Source organism: Microvirga sp. jy35 (genome assembly GCF_056148915.1).
This window is the reverse complement of the sequence record NZ_JBWBEW010000016.1, coordinates 44,267-57,688: the sequence shown is the minus strand read 5'-3', so window position 1 is coordinate 57,688 and position 13,422 is coordinate 44,267. Positions and strand designations below refer to the sequence as shown.

General features: G+C 65.3%; 11 protein-coding genes. 3 read left to right on the top strand and 8 right to left on the bottom strand.

All coding sequences use genetic code 11. The features are described from left to right. Positions 1-2: 2 nt before the first annotated feature. The 3 genes from AC0QTX_RS13940 to galE form a co-directional block, all read right to left on the bottom strand. Positions 3-1,253, bottom strand: coding sequence for an SGNH/GDSL hydrolase family protein (locus AC0QTX_RS13940; protein ID WP_474604425.1), 1,251 nt, complete (start codon positions 1,251-1,253; stop codon positions 3-5). 56 nt (positions 1,254-1,309) lie between these two features. After that, positions 1,310-2,527, bottom strand: coding sequence for a lytic murein transglycosylase (locus AC0QTX_RS13935; protein WP_474604424.1), 1,218 nt, complete (start codon positions 2,525-2,527; stop codon positions 1,310-1,312). Between the two features lie 93 nt (positions 2,528-2,620). Continuing rightward, positions 2,621-3,607, bottom strand: coding sequence for a UDP-glucose 4-epimerase GalE (gene galE, locus AC0QTX_RS13930; protein ID WP_474604423.1), 987 nt, complete (start codon positions 3,605-3,607; stop codon positions 2,621-2,623). A 211-nt stretch (positions 3,608-3,818) separates the two neighbouring features. Here galE and AC0QTX_RS13925 point away from each other — a divergent pair, with 211 nt between their 5' ends. Together AC0QTX_RS13925 and AC0QTX_RS13920 are read left to right on the top strand one after the other, a co-directional pair. Further along, positions 3,819-4,685, top strand: a complete 867-nt coding sequence (locus tag AC0QTX_RS13925; RefSeq protein WP_474604422.1) for a UTP--glucose-1-phosphate uridylyltransferase — start codon at positions 3,819-3,821, stop codon at positions 4,683-4,685. A gap of 85 nt (positions 4,686-4,770) precedes the next feature. Then, the gene (locus AC0QTX_RS13920) at positions 4,771-5,766 is read left to right on the top strand and encodes a KpsF/GutQ family sugar-phosphate isomerase (protein ID WP_474604421.1); all 996 of its coding nucleotides are present in this window, start codon (positions 4,771-4,773) and stop codon (positions 5,764-5,766) included. Here the strand turns inward: AC0QTX_RS13920 and AC0QTX_RS13915 are convergent, their stop codons facing one another. From AC0QTX_RS13915 to AC0QTX_RS13895, 5 genes are all read right to left on the bottom strand, one after another. After that, positions 5,767-6,216, bottom strand: a complete 450-nt coding sequence (locus AC0QTX_RS13915; protein ID WP_474604420.1) for an NfeD family protein — start codon at positions 6,214-6,216, stop codon at positions 5,767-5,769. Beyond that, on the bottom strand, positions 6,213-7,199 hold the full coding sequence (locus AC0QTX_RS13910) for an SPFH domain-containing protein (RefSeq protein ID WP_474604419.1): 987 nt from the start codon (positions 7,197-7,199) through the stop codon (positions 6,213-6,215). The genes AC0QTX_RS13915 and AC0QTX_RS13910 overlap by 4 nt, the downstream gene beginning before the upstream one ends. Positions 7,200-7,302: 103 nt before the next feature. Continuing rightward, the gene (gene hemH / locus AC0QTX_RS13905) at positions 7,303-8,364 is read right to left on the bottom strand and encodes a ferrochelatase (RefSeq protein WP_474604418.1); all 1,062 of its coding nucleotides are present in this window, start codon (positions 8,362-8,364) and stop codon (positions 7,303-7,305) included. A 146-nt stretch (positions 8,365-8,510) separates the two neighbouring features. Then, a complete protein-coding gene (locus AC0QTX_RS13900; protein WP_474604417.1) occupies positions 8,511-10,718 on the bottom strand; it encodes an HWE histidine kinase domain-containing protein in 2,208 nt (735 codons plus the stop codon). A gap of 233 nt (positions 10,719-10,951) precedes the next feature. Then, entirely contained in the window at positions 10,952-12,463 is a 1,512-nt protein-coding gene (locus AC0QTX_RS13895) for a bifunctional metallophosphatase/5'-nucleotidase (RefSeq protein WP_474604416.1), read from the bottom strand. Positions 12,464-12,659: 196 nt separating this feature from the next. Between AC0QTX_RS13895 and ung the strand changes: the two genes are divergently transcribed. After that, a complete protein-coding gene (gene ung / locus AC0QTX_RS13890; protein WP_474604415.1) occupies positions 12,660-13,367 on the top strand; it encodes a uracil-DNA glycosylase in 708 nt (235 codons plus the stop codon). The last annotated feature ends 55 nt before the right edge of the window (positions 13,368-13,422 follow it).

Below are 13,422 nucleotides of genomic sequence, written 5' to 3'. Positions count from 1 at the left end.
TCTTACGGATTAGGCCAGCGGAAATCATCCGCCCGGCCAGGGCGGGCGGCGGGAGCGACCCCGACCCGCAGGGCGCGCTGGACCGTATAGGCATGGTCACCCGTCAGCTTCGGCGGCGCGGATACGAGAGCGCCTCCCGGTGCGACGTCCTGACGAGTCAGCGGCAGGACCGGCCCGACCAGGGGCTTCTGCGGCAGAGCAACTGGAGCCGCGGCATCCGGTGGAGGCGGCAGCGCCGCCTCGACGACAGGTGCTGCCGATCCGTCGACAGGCGCGATCGCCGCGGGATTGGGCGCGGCCGCCGTGGCCGTTCCGCCGGGACCGAGGATGCGCTTGATTTCCGTATCGGCGAAGAAAGCCACTTTCCGCGCACCGGCCCGGGTGAAGAAGATGCCCTCGCTGGTGCGCAGCTTGGTGGGATCTCCGTCCACATCGGGCCCGATGACCGTGTAGCGGTTCTCCTCGTCCACGAAGCCCGGCCAGATGTCCACGTAGACCCCGCCGTTGCGCTGGACGCTCTCCTTGTAGATCTCGTTCATGGCCACGAGATCGTCGGATATCTTGCTGTTCTTCATGGGCGGCAGGCCGATCCAGACGAACGGGACCCTGCGCTCCTTCAGAACACCCGTGATCGCATCGACCCGCTGGCGGTAGAGTTCCTTCCACCGGTCGGACAGGGGTTCCAGGCTCTCCTCGCCGTCCCGGATCGACTGCCGGTCGTTCGTCCCCAGCATCACGACGGCCACTGAGGCTTTCTGCCCTCCATCCAGAGTGGCCTTGATGAAGTTGGGCCAGTCGGCCGGGTCTGTGCGCACCAGGTTGGTGTCCCCTCTCACCTTGGAGATGACCGCAACGTCCTGATCGTCGTCGAAATGGGCATCGAGCCCTTGGCGGGCGAAGCTCGCCAGTGCATCGCCGAACACCACCACGTGGGTGCTCGGATCGATTTTGGGCTTTTCCTGCTTGGCCACGGCGGCCGGCGGAGGTGCGGTCCTGCGGGGCCTTGCGACGGGGGCACGGCTCGGCGGCGGCTCGTCCCGGCCGCCGAATAAGCGCCGGATGCTGAAGCCCTGCTGCGGCTGGGGCTGGGCCGGCTGCACGAGCTTGCCGGGATAATAGCCGGGCGGATAGGCCCGCGGATCCCGGTAGCCCGGCTGCTGGTAGTAGCCGGATTGCGCCAGGGCGGCATCAACCCCGCCCGCCACAAGGAGCAGGGTCAGGGTCATACGGTGAAGAATCGGCACTATTCTCATAGGCGGTTCCATCCTAGTCCGGACCAGCCTGGTTGTAGAGCCGTAGGGCAGCTCCGTCAGCGGGTCGCGCGCAGTTCGCGCAGAACAGCATAATCGGCATAGCCGTCCGGGATCAAACCACGCCGGAGCTGGAAGTTCCGCACGGCCTCCCGGGTCCTGGAGCCGAACTTGCCGTCCGTGTCGCCCTCATAGAAGCCGAGACGCGCCAGGCGCTCCTGTATTTCCTGACGCTGATCCTTGTCCAGCATGGGCTCCTTGGGCCACGCGGCCTGGATCGGCTGCCCGCCCGTGAGGCGGTCGCCGAGATGCGCCACGCCCATGGCATAGGCGTCCGAAGAATTGTAGGTCTTGATCACGTCGTAGTTCCTGGTGACCAGGAAGGCCGGGCCGCCCGCTCCACCGGGCAGGAACAGCGAGGCCTCGCCCGCCCGCGGCATGGCCTTTCCGTCGATTCGGCGCAGTCCAAGGGTCTGCCACTGAGCAAAGTTCTGCTTCAGATAGCGGAAGTCGAAGCCCTTCGGCAGCTGGACTTCAAAGCCCCAGGGGAGCCCCGGCTCCCAGCCCTGCTGGCGCAGGTAATTGGCCGTGGAAGCCATGGCGTCGGGAACCGAGGACCAGATGTCCCGCATTCCGTCCCCGTTGCCGTCGACAGCGTATTTCATGAAGCTCGAGGGCATGAACTGGGTCTGGCCCATGGCGCCGGCCCAGGAGCCCAGCATCCTGGAGCGGTCCACATGCCCCTGTTCCAGGATCTGGAGGGCCGTGAGCAGCTCCTCCCGGAAGAAGTCGGCGCGATAGCCCGTATAGGCCAAGGTCGACAGCGCCCGGATGGCATAGATCGAGCCGGTGAAGCTGCCGTAATTGGTCTCCATGCCCCAGACGCCGAGCACCACGGCGCGCGGAACGCCGTAGGTCCTCTCCACGGCCGCGAGCGTCTTCGACCACTCGGCGGCCATGTCCCGACCGCGCTTCAGGCGCTCATTCGAGATGGAGCCGTTGATGTAATCCCAGATCGGGCGAACGAATTCGGATTGCTTCTTGGTGAGCGCAATGATCTTGGCGTCCGGCTCGACGCCCAGGAATGCCGCGCTGAAGGTGGCTTGGGAGATGCCCCGCGCCTTGGCCTCGGGCCAGAGCCCCTGCACGAAGCGCTGGAACCCGGCGTGCGACGCCTCCTGCGCCTGAACGGGCGGCGCCCCAAGCTCCACACCGGCGGTGAAGCTCAGACCGAGAAGGAGGGCGCCGGAGAGGCGGCGCACCAGAAGCTGGCGCATAGGGGTCGCTCACGGAAACAGGACAGATCGTCCTGCCATTGCGACACTACGAGAGTTAACAGCCGGTTGACAGCTAGCCTTATAGATAGGTCCCTATGCGGCTTTTCGACCCGCCAGGGCCTGCTCCCAGCGCAGGGCCTGATCGACGATCGCCTCCAGATCGTCGTGCTGCGGCACCCATCCGAGGCTGCGGATTTTGTCGACCCTCGCCACGAGCTGGGCCGGATCGCCGGGCCGGCGCGGGCTCAGGCGAACCTCGAAGTCCACTCCCGACACCTGCTTGACCACGTCGACGACCTCCAGAACCGAGGCGCCATGGCCGTAGCCGCAGTTCATGACCGAGCAGTCGCCGCCATTGCGGAGATGCTGCAAGGCCACGAGATGCGCCCGGGCGAGGTCGTTGACCTGAATGTAGTCGCGCACGCAGGTGCCGTCCGGGGTGCTGTAGTCCGTGCCGAACACATCGAGATGAGGCCGTTGGCCGAGCGCCGCCTGGGCCGCCACCTTGATGAGATGAGTGGCCTGCGGGGTCGACTGGCCGGAGCGCCCTCTGGGGTCGGCGCCGGCGACGTTGAAGTAGCGCAGGATGGCATAGCGAAGGCCGTGGGCCGTGTGGGCATCCTGCAGCATCCATTCGGACATGAGCTTGCTGCGGCCATAAGGGTTGATCGGCACGAGCGGCATGTCTTCGGTCAGCAGGGGTGCCTCGGCATTGCCGTAGACGGCGGCCGTGGACGAGAAGACGAAGTTCCGGATGCCCTTCTGGACCGCCGTCTCGACCAGCGCCCGCGTCTTCACGGTGTTGTTGAAGTAGTAGCTCAAGGGATCGGTGACGGATTCGGGCACCACGATCTTGGCGGCGAAGTGCAGGATGCTGTCGATGCCGTGCTCGTCGATGACGCTGGCCACAAGAGCCTGATCGCCCACATCGCCAGTGATGAAGGTGGCTTCCTGCGGAACGGCCCAGCGGAAGCCCGTCGACAGGTTGTCGAGCACCACCACCGTCTCGCCAGCATCCAAGAGTTCGAGCACCATGTGGCTGCCGATATAGCCCGCGCCGCCCGTCACCAGTACCGCCATGTCCATCTCCGAAGAACTGCCCTGCTCGGCAGCTTAACCACAACGCTTCAGCTTCAATTCAGGTCCAAAGCTTCAATGAAGAAGCTGGCCGATGAAACAAGCCGGAATGTCCCGCGTTATGGGTCACCGAAGCTTGACCTTTGTCGGTTTCCTTTTCCGGGTCCTGTCTTAGATTATCCCTCCACCCTTCTGCTCACTCATGGCTCATTCAATGAAGCGTATCCGCAAAGCAGTCCTGCCCGTCGCCGGTCTCGGCACCCGGTTTCTGCCTGCCACCAAGGCCGTGCCCAAGGAGATGCTGTGCGTCGTCGACCGCCCCGTGGTGCAGCACGTGGTCGATGAGGCGCGCGCCGCCGGGATCGAGCATTTCATCTTCGTCACCGGCCGCAACAAGGCGGTGATCGAGGACCATTTCGACATCGCCTACGAGCTCAACCGCACCCTCGAGGGCCGCGGCAAGACCAAGGAGCTGGAGATCCTGGCCAAGGACCAGCCCCAGGCGGGACAGACGAGCTTCACCCGCCAGCAGGAGCCCCTGGGCCTGGGCCATGCGGTCTGGTGCGCCCGGGAGCTGGTGGGCGACGAGCCCTTCGCGGTGATCCTGCCCGACATGCTCAGCCGCGGCTCCATGGAGCAGATGATCGCGGCTTATGAGAAGCACGGGGGCAACATCATCGCTGTGGAGGAAGTGCCTGAGGACCAGACCCACCAATACGGCATCGTCTCGGTCGGCCAGGAATTCGGCCAGACCTTCGAGATCACCGGCATGGTGGAAAAGCCCCCGAAGGGCACCGCGCCGTCGAACTACATCATCTCCGGCCGCTACATCCTGCAGCCCGAGGTCTTCGACCTGCTCTCGACCCAGGAGCGCGGCGCCGGCAACGAGATCCAGCTGACCGATTCCATGATCCGCCTCATGAAGGAGCAGCCCTTCTTCGGCATGAAGTACCAGGGCAGGACCTACGACACGGGCTCGAAGATCGGCTTCCTCATGGCCAACGTGGCCTATGCTCTCGAGCGCGAGGAGCTCTCGGCGGAGTTCCGCAGGGAGCTCGAAGCGCTGCTGCGGCAGAAGTAAGCGGCTCCAGGCGTCCGCCAAAGGGTTCCGCCAAGGGTTCCGCCAAGGGTTCCTCTTGGCCGCCCGCCTATGCTAAAGGGCGGCCATGGCACTCGCAAAATCCGCACCCCACTCGTCCGACCCGGCCGTCCAATCGGCCCTGCGCACGTTAGAGACCGAGCGCGATGGCCTGACGATCCTGATGGAGGCCATCGGCAACGGCCTGGGCCCCTTCTTCACGGCTGCGGTCGAGACCATTGCGGCGGCCAAGGGCCGGGTCATCGTCACCGGCATGGGCAAGTCCGGCCATGTGGGCCGCAAGATGACCGCCACCTTCGCGTCGACCGGCACCCCCGCCCATTACGTCCACCCGGCGGAGGCGAGCCACGGCGATCTGGGCATGATTCAGACGGACGACGTGATCATCGCCCTGTCCTGGTCGGGTGAGACGGCAGAGCTTGCCGACATCATCGGCTATTCCCGCCGCTTCCGGGTGCCTCTGATCGCCCTGACCTCCAGTGCGGAATCGACCTTGGGACGAGCAGCCGACGTCTGCCTGACCCTGCCGAGGGCCAAGGAGGCCTGCCCCAACGGGCTCGCCCCCACCACCTCGACCACAATCCAGTTGGCGCTGGGCGATGCCCTGGCCGTCGCTCTGCTGGAGCGGCGCGGGTTCACGGCGGACCACTTCCGGGTCTTCCACCCCGGCGGAAAGCTCGGTGCACGGCTCAAACTCGTGCGCGACATCATGCACAAGGACGAGCGCCTGCCCATCGTCGGCGTTGAGGCCCGCATGGGCGAAGCGATCGAGGAGATCGGCCGCAAGGGTTTTGGGGCCGTGATCGTGGTGAACGGTGACGGCACGCTCGCCGGCATCGTCACAGACGGCGATCTGCGCCGCAACCTGAAGCCCGATCTCGCGACGCTGCCGGTCGCCGCCATCATGACGAAGACCCCGCGCACCATCGCGCCGGACGCCCTCGTGGCGACCGCTCTGGAGATGGAAGAAGCCTCCCGGATCACAGCCCTGATCGTGGTCGAGCACAACCGGCCCGTCGGCCTCGTGCATTATCTCGACCTGCTGCGGGCCGGCGCGGCCTGATCAGGGATCGTCGACGACCAGAGTTGAGCCCTCGACCCGCACGATGCGCACTTTTGCTCCGGCGAAGCGGTCGGCTCCCGTCACACGCCAGGAGCTGTCATCGACCCGGATGCGGCCCTCCCCGTCCTTGATTGGCGTTTCGAGGGTGAAGACCCGGCCGATGAGGGACTGACCACGCTGGTTGAGCGGGGTGGTCTCGACATCCGGCTGTGTTGTCGAGCGGGTGACGAATCGACCGAGGACAACGGCTGCAACGCAGAGCACCGCGAAGAGCAGCGCCGCCACCTGCCAGGAGAGGCCCAGCACCGCATCGAGCAGGCCCGTCGCGATGGCGGCAAGACCGAGCCACAGGAAGAACGAACCTGGCGCAAGGAGCTCGACCCCGATCAGAAGCACTCCGAGGATGATCCAGGCCCAGGCTCCGAGGCCGATGAACGCGTCCTGGATCATGAGCGCTCGCTTCCTCCCGTGACTGTGGGAACGCTGCGGGCTGGCCTGTTGAGGCCCGCCCCGCCCTCGCCGAACACCGACTTGGTGAGTTCGGCGATGCCGCCCAGCGTTCCGGCAAGGCCCGCCGCCTCGATGGGCACGATCACGACCTTCTGATTGGGAGCCGACGCGAGGGCGCGGATCGCGTCGATGTATTTCTCCGCCACGATGAAGTTGGCGGCGGCGAGATCGCCCTTGGTGATGGCCTCGCTGACCATGCCGGTGGCCTTCGCCTCGGCCTCGGCCTGGCGCTCGCGGGCCTCGGCATCGCGGAACGCCGCTTCCTTCCGGCCCTCGGCTGCCAGGATCTGCGACTGCTTCTGGCCCTCCGCCCGCAGGATCTCCGCCTGCCGCAGGCCTTCGGCTTCGAGCACGGCAGCGCGCTTCTCGCGCTCCGCCTTCATCTGACGCGCCATGGCGCCGGCAAGATCCTGCGGTGGGAGAATGTCCTTGATCTCCACGCGGGTGACCTTGGCGCCCCAGGGCGAGGCGGCGGCATCCATGACCCGCAGCAGGCGCTCGTTGATCTCGTCGCGGTGGGACAGGAGCTGGTCGAGATCCATGGAGCCGACGACCGTGCGGATATTGGTCATGGTCAGAACCAGCAGGGCCTGGTTCATGTCCGACACCTCGTAGGAGGCTCGGGCGGGATCGAGGATCTGATAGAAGGCCGCTGCATCGATGGTGACGCCCGCATTGTCCCGGGTGAAGGCCTCCTGGCTCGGAATGTCGAGCACCTGCTCCATGACATTCACCTTTTTGCCGATCTGGTCGATGTAGGGCACGATCAACCCGAGGCCGGGGGTGAGCGTGCGCGAGTAGCGGCCGAACCGCTCCACCGTATAGGCATAGCCCTGCGGGACCGTGCGGATGCCCATGGCGATCGTCACGATAACGACCAGCACCAGCACGATGACGAAGATGTCGAAACCACCCACCAGCATGAGCCCCCCAGGCAACGTCGTTGCAGAAGGCTCACGCTATCGCAAACAGGCCTGGAGTCCTAGAGCGTTGCCGCACGACGCGGCTGAGTACGGTTTCAGCTGATCAGAGCCAGCCCTGCAACTCGCGCTCGACGATGTGGTTGATGACGCGCATGCCGTCGTGGCTGTCGTTGAGGCAGGGCAGATAGGCGAATTGCTCGCCGCCGTTATGCATGAAGATCTCGCGGTTTTCCCCGTCGAGCTCCTCCAGGGTTTCCAGGCAATCCGCCGAGAAGCCGGGCGCCACGATGGCCATGCGCTTCACGCCGCTTTTGGCGAGCGCCTCCACGGTCTTGTCGGTATAGGGCTGCAGCCATTCCGCCGGGCCGAACCGCGACTGGAAGCTCATGCGGAATTTGTCCGGCGACCAGCCGAAGGCCTCGCGCATCAGGCGCCAGGTCTTCACGCATTGGCAGTGATAGGGATCCCCCTTCAGCAGATACTCCTTAGGCACCCCGTGGAAGGAGACGAGGATGACCTCCGGCTCGAAGGGGAGCTTCGCCAGCTCCCCCTTCATCGAAGAGATCAGGGAGTCGATATAGACCGGATCGTCGTGGTAAGGCGGCGAGACCCGCACGCTCGGCTGCCAGCGCATGTCCATGAGGGCCCGGAAGGCCTGGTCGCAGGCGGTGGCCGAGGTGGCGGCGGCATATTGCGGGTAGAGCGGCACGAGAAGGATGCGGTCGCAGCCCTGATCGAGAAGGGCCTGGATGCGTTCGCGGACCTCGGGCTTGCCGTAGCGCATGGCCCAGTCGACGGTGACCTTGTCGCCCGCGATGCTTTTGATGTGCTCGGCCACCTTCTCCGCCTGGTTGCGGGTGATGGTCTTGAGCGGGCCCTCGTCGCGCTCGTTGTTCCAGATCGACGCGTAGTCGCGGCCCTTGGGGCCGGGGCGCTTCGTCAGGATGATCAGGTTGAGGATCGGCCACCACAGGAGGCGCGGAGTCTCGATCACGCGCCGGTCGGAGAGGAACTCCTTCAGATAGCGGCGCATGGGCCAGTAACTGGTGCCCTCGGGCGTGCCCAGGTTCATCAGAAGCACACCGATCCGTCCGACCCTCGCGGGCGGGTGGTCCACCGGACGGACGCCTTGGCGCAGATCGGTCAGATTCACGTTCTCGTTCATAAGAAAAGCCCCTTGACGGCGGAGTTCGTCCCGAGTTCCGCTCCCGATGCCGCTTAGATAAGAGTTTCAGGCAGTTCCGCCAACCGAAACCACCATCACAATGGCGCGTCCGGCCGCAAGCTGCGTTTGCAGGGAACGAACGCTTCTCAGAGACTTGGACCCCTGTTGGGTTCGTGCCTGAGGACGGCGTCGAGCGCCACGCGCAGGCCTTGGGGTCTGAAATCCATCTCGACCTTGGCATTCAGCTGCGTCGCAAGCACCCGGTGCAGCAGCCGCGAACCGAAGCCCTGCCTGGTCGGAGTCGAGACCTCAGGCCCCCCGGTTTCCTCCCAGACGAGCTTGAGCCTCGTGCCCTCCTCGGCAGGCTCGGACTCCCAGGAGACGGACACCTTGCCGCGGGACACCGACAGGGCCCCGTACTTGGCGGCGTTGGTGGTGAGCTCATGGATCGCCATGCCGATGGGCACGGCCGCATCCGAAGGCAACTCGACCGCAGGCCCGTTCAGGGTGATCCGCTGCCCTCTCACGTCGTTGTAGGGGCGCAGCTCCTTCTCCATGATCTCGCGCAGGGACGCGGTCTGCCAGACGGCCTCGGTCAGCAGGGAATGGGTATTGGCGAGCGAGATGATGCGCCCCACGAAGGCCTGATAGAAATCGTCGATGTTCAGCGCCGAGCGTGCGGTGGCGCCCACCACCGCCTGGACGGTGGCCAGGGTGTTTTTGACCCGGTGATGGAGTTCGCGTATCAGGAGGGATTGCTGAGTCTGAGCCTGCTTGCGCTCCTCGATCTCGTTTTGGGCTGCGCTATAGAGGCGGCTGTTCTCGAGGGCGATGGCAGCCTGTGAGGTCAAGCCTGCGAGCAGACGCTCGGATCGCGCATTGAAGACCCCCGACCTTTCGTGACCGAAGACGAGAACGCCATGGGCCCCGCCTTTGCGCAGCAGGACCGGAACCGCCATGAGGCTGCGGAGCACCGGGCGGCCGGGCGTGGCGTCCACGGCGAAGGGGGTGCCGTCATAGCCCTGCTCGACGGCGATGTTGTCCAGGCGGACCGTCCTGCCGTCCGTAAAGGCGGGCGCGCACATCGCTCGGGTGTCGAGGGCTGCGAAAGCCTCCTTGAAACCCTCTGAGGCGAATTTTCCGTAATGCGCACTCCCGCCCTGAGCGGCCCCGTAGAAGAAGGCTCCTGTCTGCGCCTCGGTCAGCTCGACGCCCGCATCGACGACGCTTTCGATGATACGATCGAGGTCGAGTTCCGCCGCCAGGACGCTGCCGGTCCTGTTGAGGACCTCCAGGGCTGCGGTCTCGGTCCGCAGCTCATTGGTGCGCAGGGAGACCTGCTTCTCAAGCAGGGCGGCACTCGCCGCCTGCTCGTGGAACTGCTGCGAGGCCAGGGCTGTGAGAGCCAGAAGGGCCAGCAAAGCGATCAGCGCAAAAGCACCGTAGAGCCGCGTCTGGACGAACCAAGGCGTCCAATAGGCATCCTGCGGCATGCTGACATTGATGTAGAGCGGCATCGAGCCGACTTGGCGGTAAGCCCCCACACGCTCACGGCCCATGCTGATGAAGGCATAGAGACCGGCCTGGGAGGTGGTTCGCACAGCCGCGTCGAAAGCGGACTTGTCGATGGGCGCGAACGAAAGCCCGTCCGGCGGCGGCGGGTATTGAGCAATGACCTCCGCGTCCGAGCCGCGCATGAGGACCACCCGGCTGCCGCGGGGCAACCGCAGCTTGGACCAATAATCGTAGAAATAGGACAGCGTCACAGTAACCGACGCAATGCCGCCGAACGCGCCGTCTTGGCCCTGCAAGCGACGGCTGATCATGAAGGTCGGAATCTTCGTGACGCGCCCGAGGATCGGCTCGCCTACAAACAGGGCCTGATCGCTGCTCACCTGGGCGGCGAAAGCGTCGCGCCCGGACACGTTGGATTCCGGGGCAGGAAACTGAGCGGACGTCAGACGCAGGCGCCCGCTCGGATCGTTGAGCCAGACATCGTCGATATAGGGAAGCGATTCCTCGGCGGCGCGGATCTGCTCCCAGAGAGGCCGCGATGCTTCCACCTGATCCCAGCTCTGACCCTGCATCAGGGCCACGGCCTGCCTCAAGGTCAGGTCAGTGCCTTCCAGGAGCCTCGCCGTGTGATCGGCCAGGAAGAAGGCCGCGTTTCGCAGGTCGTCCTCGTTGCGCTGGATGAGGCGGTTGCGCTGCTCCCAGGCGATGTAGCCGAAGGTCAGAAGGATGAATGCTACCCCGAACAGGCCCATGACGAGGGTCAGCCGACCGCGCGCAAGAGAGCGCCGGCGGCGCTTCTGCGACAGGGTGACCGATTCTGGGGGCGCATGAAACTGCAAGGAGAGGCCGCTTTGATGTCCGAGATTCGGCGTTGCGTGCGCAGGATGACACAGCAACTGCCGTTGATGGAGAGGGAATTTACGTCTCGCCTTCCCGTTGACCAGAGGCCTGCGACCTATCTTGCCTCCCGGTTGAAAGGGATGCGCCCGGACGTCGCGTCGGAACCCTCGGCTCATGAAAAACGCCGGGACCCATGCAGGTCCCGGCGCCGGAGTGGAGAAGTGCGTTCTGATCAGCGCAGGACGACGCGTCCCTCGACCTTCGGCGAGACCTTGCCGGCCTTCGCTACGTAGTCGATCACCTGGCTTGCCATCAGCTGGCTGGCAGACGCGTCGATGAGCGACTTGGCGCCGATGAACGAGCGATAGCCGTCGCCGCCGCGACCGACGAAGTCGTTGGTGGCGAGCTTGTAGGTCTTGGCGGGATCAAGCGGCTGGCCGTTGATCTTGACCGATTTCACGCGGCTGCCGACCGGCTCCTTCACATCGACCTCGGCGGTGATGCCGGAGACCTGCGGGAAGCGTCCGCCGAGTTCGCGCACCTGGCTGACGCCGTTCTCGAGCGCGTCCTTGATCTGCGCGCCGGTGACCTCAAGCAGCACGGTGGTGTTGCCGAAGGGCATTTCCGACAGGATGTCGCGGCGGGTCAGCTTCTGACCGGCCTGGTACTGCTTGTCGGCCCGTATGCCGCCGCCGTTGGTGATGGCCACGTCGGCCCCGACCGCGGCCTTCATGGCATCGGCGATGAGGTTGCCCATGGCGGCCTCACCTCCGCGCACGGTCGCACGGCGGCTGTCGAGGGGCGTCTCCGTCACGCCGATTTCGATGTCGAGTTCCTTGGACAGCTTGTCCTCGTAGCCCTTCACCACAGCCTCGATGTCCGGGTCAGGCTTCACGCTGACCGTATCGATGATGCGGAAGTTCGGCGACCAGGTGACGGTGGTCTTGCCGTCCTTCGTGGCCTTGTTCACCGAGAGCTCGACGACATTGACGAAATTCGCCTGGGATTCGGCTTCCGACAGAACCACCTTGCCGTCGTAGAAGGCAAGCAGGTGCTCATCATGGCCGCCGATGATCACGTCCACCCCGGCGGAGCGGGCGATGATCATGTCCACCTCCAGCGGCGTGTGGGCAATGGCAACCACGAGATCGGCGCCCTTTTCGCGCAGTTCCTTGGCCTTCGCGCGGGCGGTATCGATAGTGGAGGAGAACTTGATGGTGCCGGGGCTCGACGCGATAGGCGTATCCTCGGTGGTCAGGCCGAAGAGGCCGATCTTCACGCCCTGCACCTCGATCATCTTGTCGGGCTTGGTGTTGGCCGGCAGGCCGTTGCCGTCGACGATGTTGGTGGCCAGCACGTCGAACTTGGCCTCGGCCATGCGGGCGCGGAAGGCTGCGTCGCCGAGATCGAATTCGTGGTTGCCCGGCGCCATGGCGTCGACGCCCATCCGGTTCAGGATGTCGATGACGTGGGCACCCTTGTCGAAGCCCGACAGGAGCGAAGGCGAGATGGTGTCGCCCGCATGAAGGAAGAAGGCATTGCCCTTCGCCTTCTCCTCCTTGACCACCGTCGCCAGGCGGGCAAAGCCGCCCCGGCCCTTCTCGGCGCTCATGCGATCGATGTCGTTGGTATGGACGAAGCGGATGGTCACGGCCTCCTGCGCCAGGGCCGTGCCCGACAGCAGCAGGGATAGTCCAAGAAAGCCGGCGCGTAGGGCGGCGGAGGGTCGGCTCTGAAGCATCATGCAAAGTCCTCGTAGCAGGTTGGATCCACGGTGGGAGGCGTGGAGCCTAGACCGGCAACGTGTCACAGAAGTAACATCCTGTCGATATTCCCGACGCTCTGTTCAGCGGCACTCCTGATGCCTTTCTGATCGATCCTGCCAACCCCGTTAGCCGGCACATCGTCAGTGCCTCCCCTATGAAAGGCATGAACTGTCCATGACCGGTCCCATCAGCCAAGCTCTTGCAGACTTCCGCGCCAAGCCCCAGGCCGAGGGGTGGCTCAGGCTGCCCTTCTTCCAGGATGGAAGCGCCGAGACCGTGGCCGCCAAGGTCGATGCGGTGATCGCATCGGGCGCCCTGGTGCTGCCGCCGCCGGACGCCGTGTTCACCAGCGTCTCCTTGACACCCTTGGGGAAGGTCAAGGTGGTTGTCCTCGGCCAGGACCCCTACCCGACTCCAGGCGATTCCCACGGGCTCGCCTTCTCCTATCGCGGCTCCCGTCGGCTGCCCGCCTCCCTGCGCACGATCCTGCGCGAGATGGCGGAAGATCTGGACGTGCCGATGCCCACATCGGGAGACCTCTCGAAATGGGCCAGGCAGGGCGTGCTGCTGATCAACACCGCGCTCACGGTGGAGGCCGGAAAATCGGGAGCCCACATGAAGTTCGGCTGGTCGGCCCTGGTCGATCAGGCCATCACCGCCATCTCCCAGCAGCAGCCCGCCGTCGTGTTCCTGCTCTGGGGCGGTCCTGCCCGCAAGCGCGCAGCGCTCGTGGATCGAACGAAGCATCTCGTGATCGAGGCCGGGCACCCCTCGCCCCTGAACCGGCTCAATGACTTTCGCGGCACGAAGCCCTTCAGCCGGGCGAATGCCTGGCTCGTCGAGCACGGCCTGGAGTCGATCGACTGGCGGTTGGATGTGTGACAATCCACGAAGCACCTTGCCGAGGAGGCCCTTCAGGGGCTAGGTCCTCGCGGCA

What these genes read in the sequence shown, in the direction of transcription:
- AC0QTX_RS13940 (WP_474604425.1), bottom strand. Translation starts at nt 1,253, where the DNA reads ATGAGAATAGTGCCGATTCTTCACCGTATGACCCTGACCCTGCTCCTT.
- AC0QTX_RS13935 (WP_474604424.1), bottom strand. Translation starts at nt 2,527, where the DNA reads ATGCGCCAGCTTCTGGTGCGCCGCCTCTCCGGCGCCCTCCTTCTCGGT.
- galE (WP_474604423.1), bottom strand. Translation starts at nt 3,607, where the DNA reads ATGGCGGTACTGGTGACGGGCGGCGCGGGCTATATCGGCAGCCACATG.
- AC0QTX_RS13925 (WP_474604422.1), top strand. Translation starts at nt 3,819, where the DNA reads ATGAAGCGTATCCGCAAAGCAGTCCTGCCCGTCGCCGGTCTCGGCACC.
- AC0QTX_RS13920 (WP_474604421.1), top strand. Translation starts at nt 4,771, where the DNA reads ATGGCACTCGCAAAATCCGCACCCCACTCGTCCGACCCGGCCGTCCAA.
- AC0QTX_RS13915 (WP_474604420.1), bottom strand. Translation starts at nt 6,216, where the DNA reads ATGATCCAGGACGCGTTCATCGGCCTCGGAGCCTGGGCCTGGATCATC.
- AC0QTX_RS13910 (WP_474604419.1), bottom strand. Translation starts at nt 7,199, where the DNA reads ATGCTGGTGGGTGGTTTCGACATCTTCGTCATCGTGCTGGTGCTGGTC.
- hemH (WP_474604418.1), bottom strand. Translation starts at nt 8,364, where the DNA reads ATGAACGAGAACGTGAATCTGACCGATCTGCGCCAAGGCGTCCGTCCG.
- AC0QTX_RS13895 (WP_474604416.1), bottom strand. Translation starts at nt 12,463, where the DNA reads ATGATGCTTCAGAGCCGACCCTCCGCCGCCCTACGCGCCGGCTTTCTT.
- ung (WP_474604415.1), top strand. Translation starts at nt 12,660, where the DNA reads ATGACCGGTCCCATCAGCCAAGCTCTTGCAGACTTCCGCGCCAAGCCC.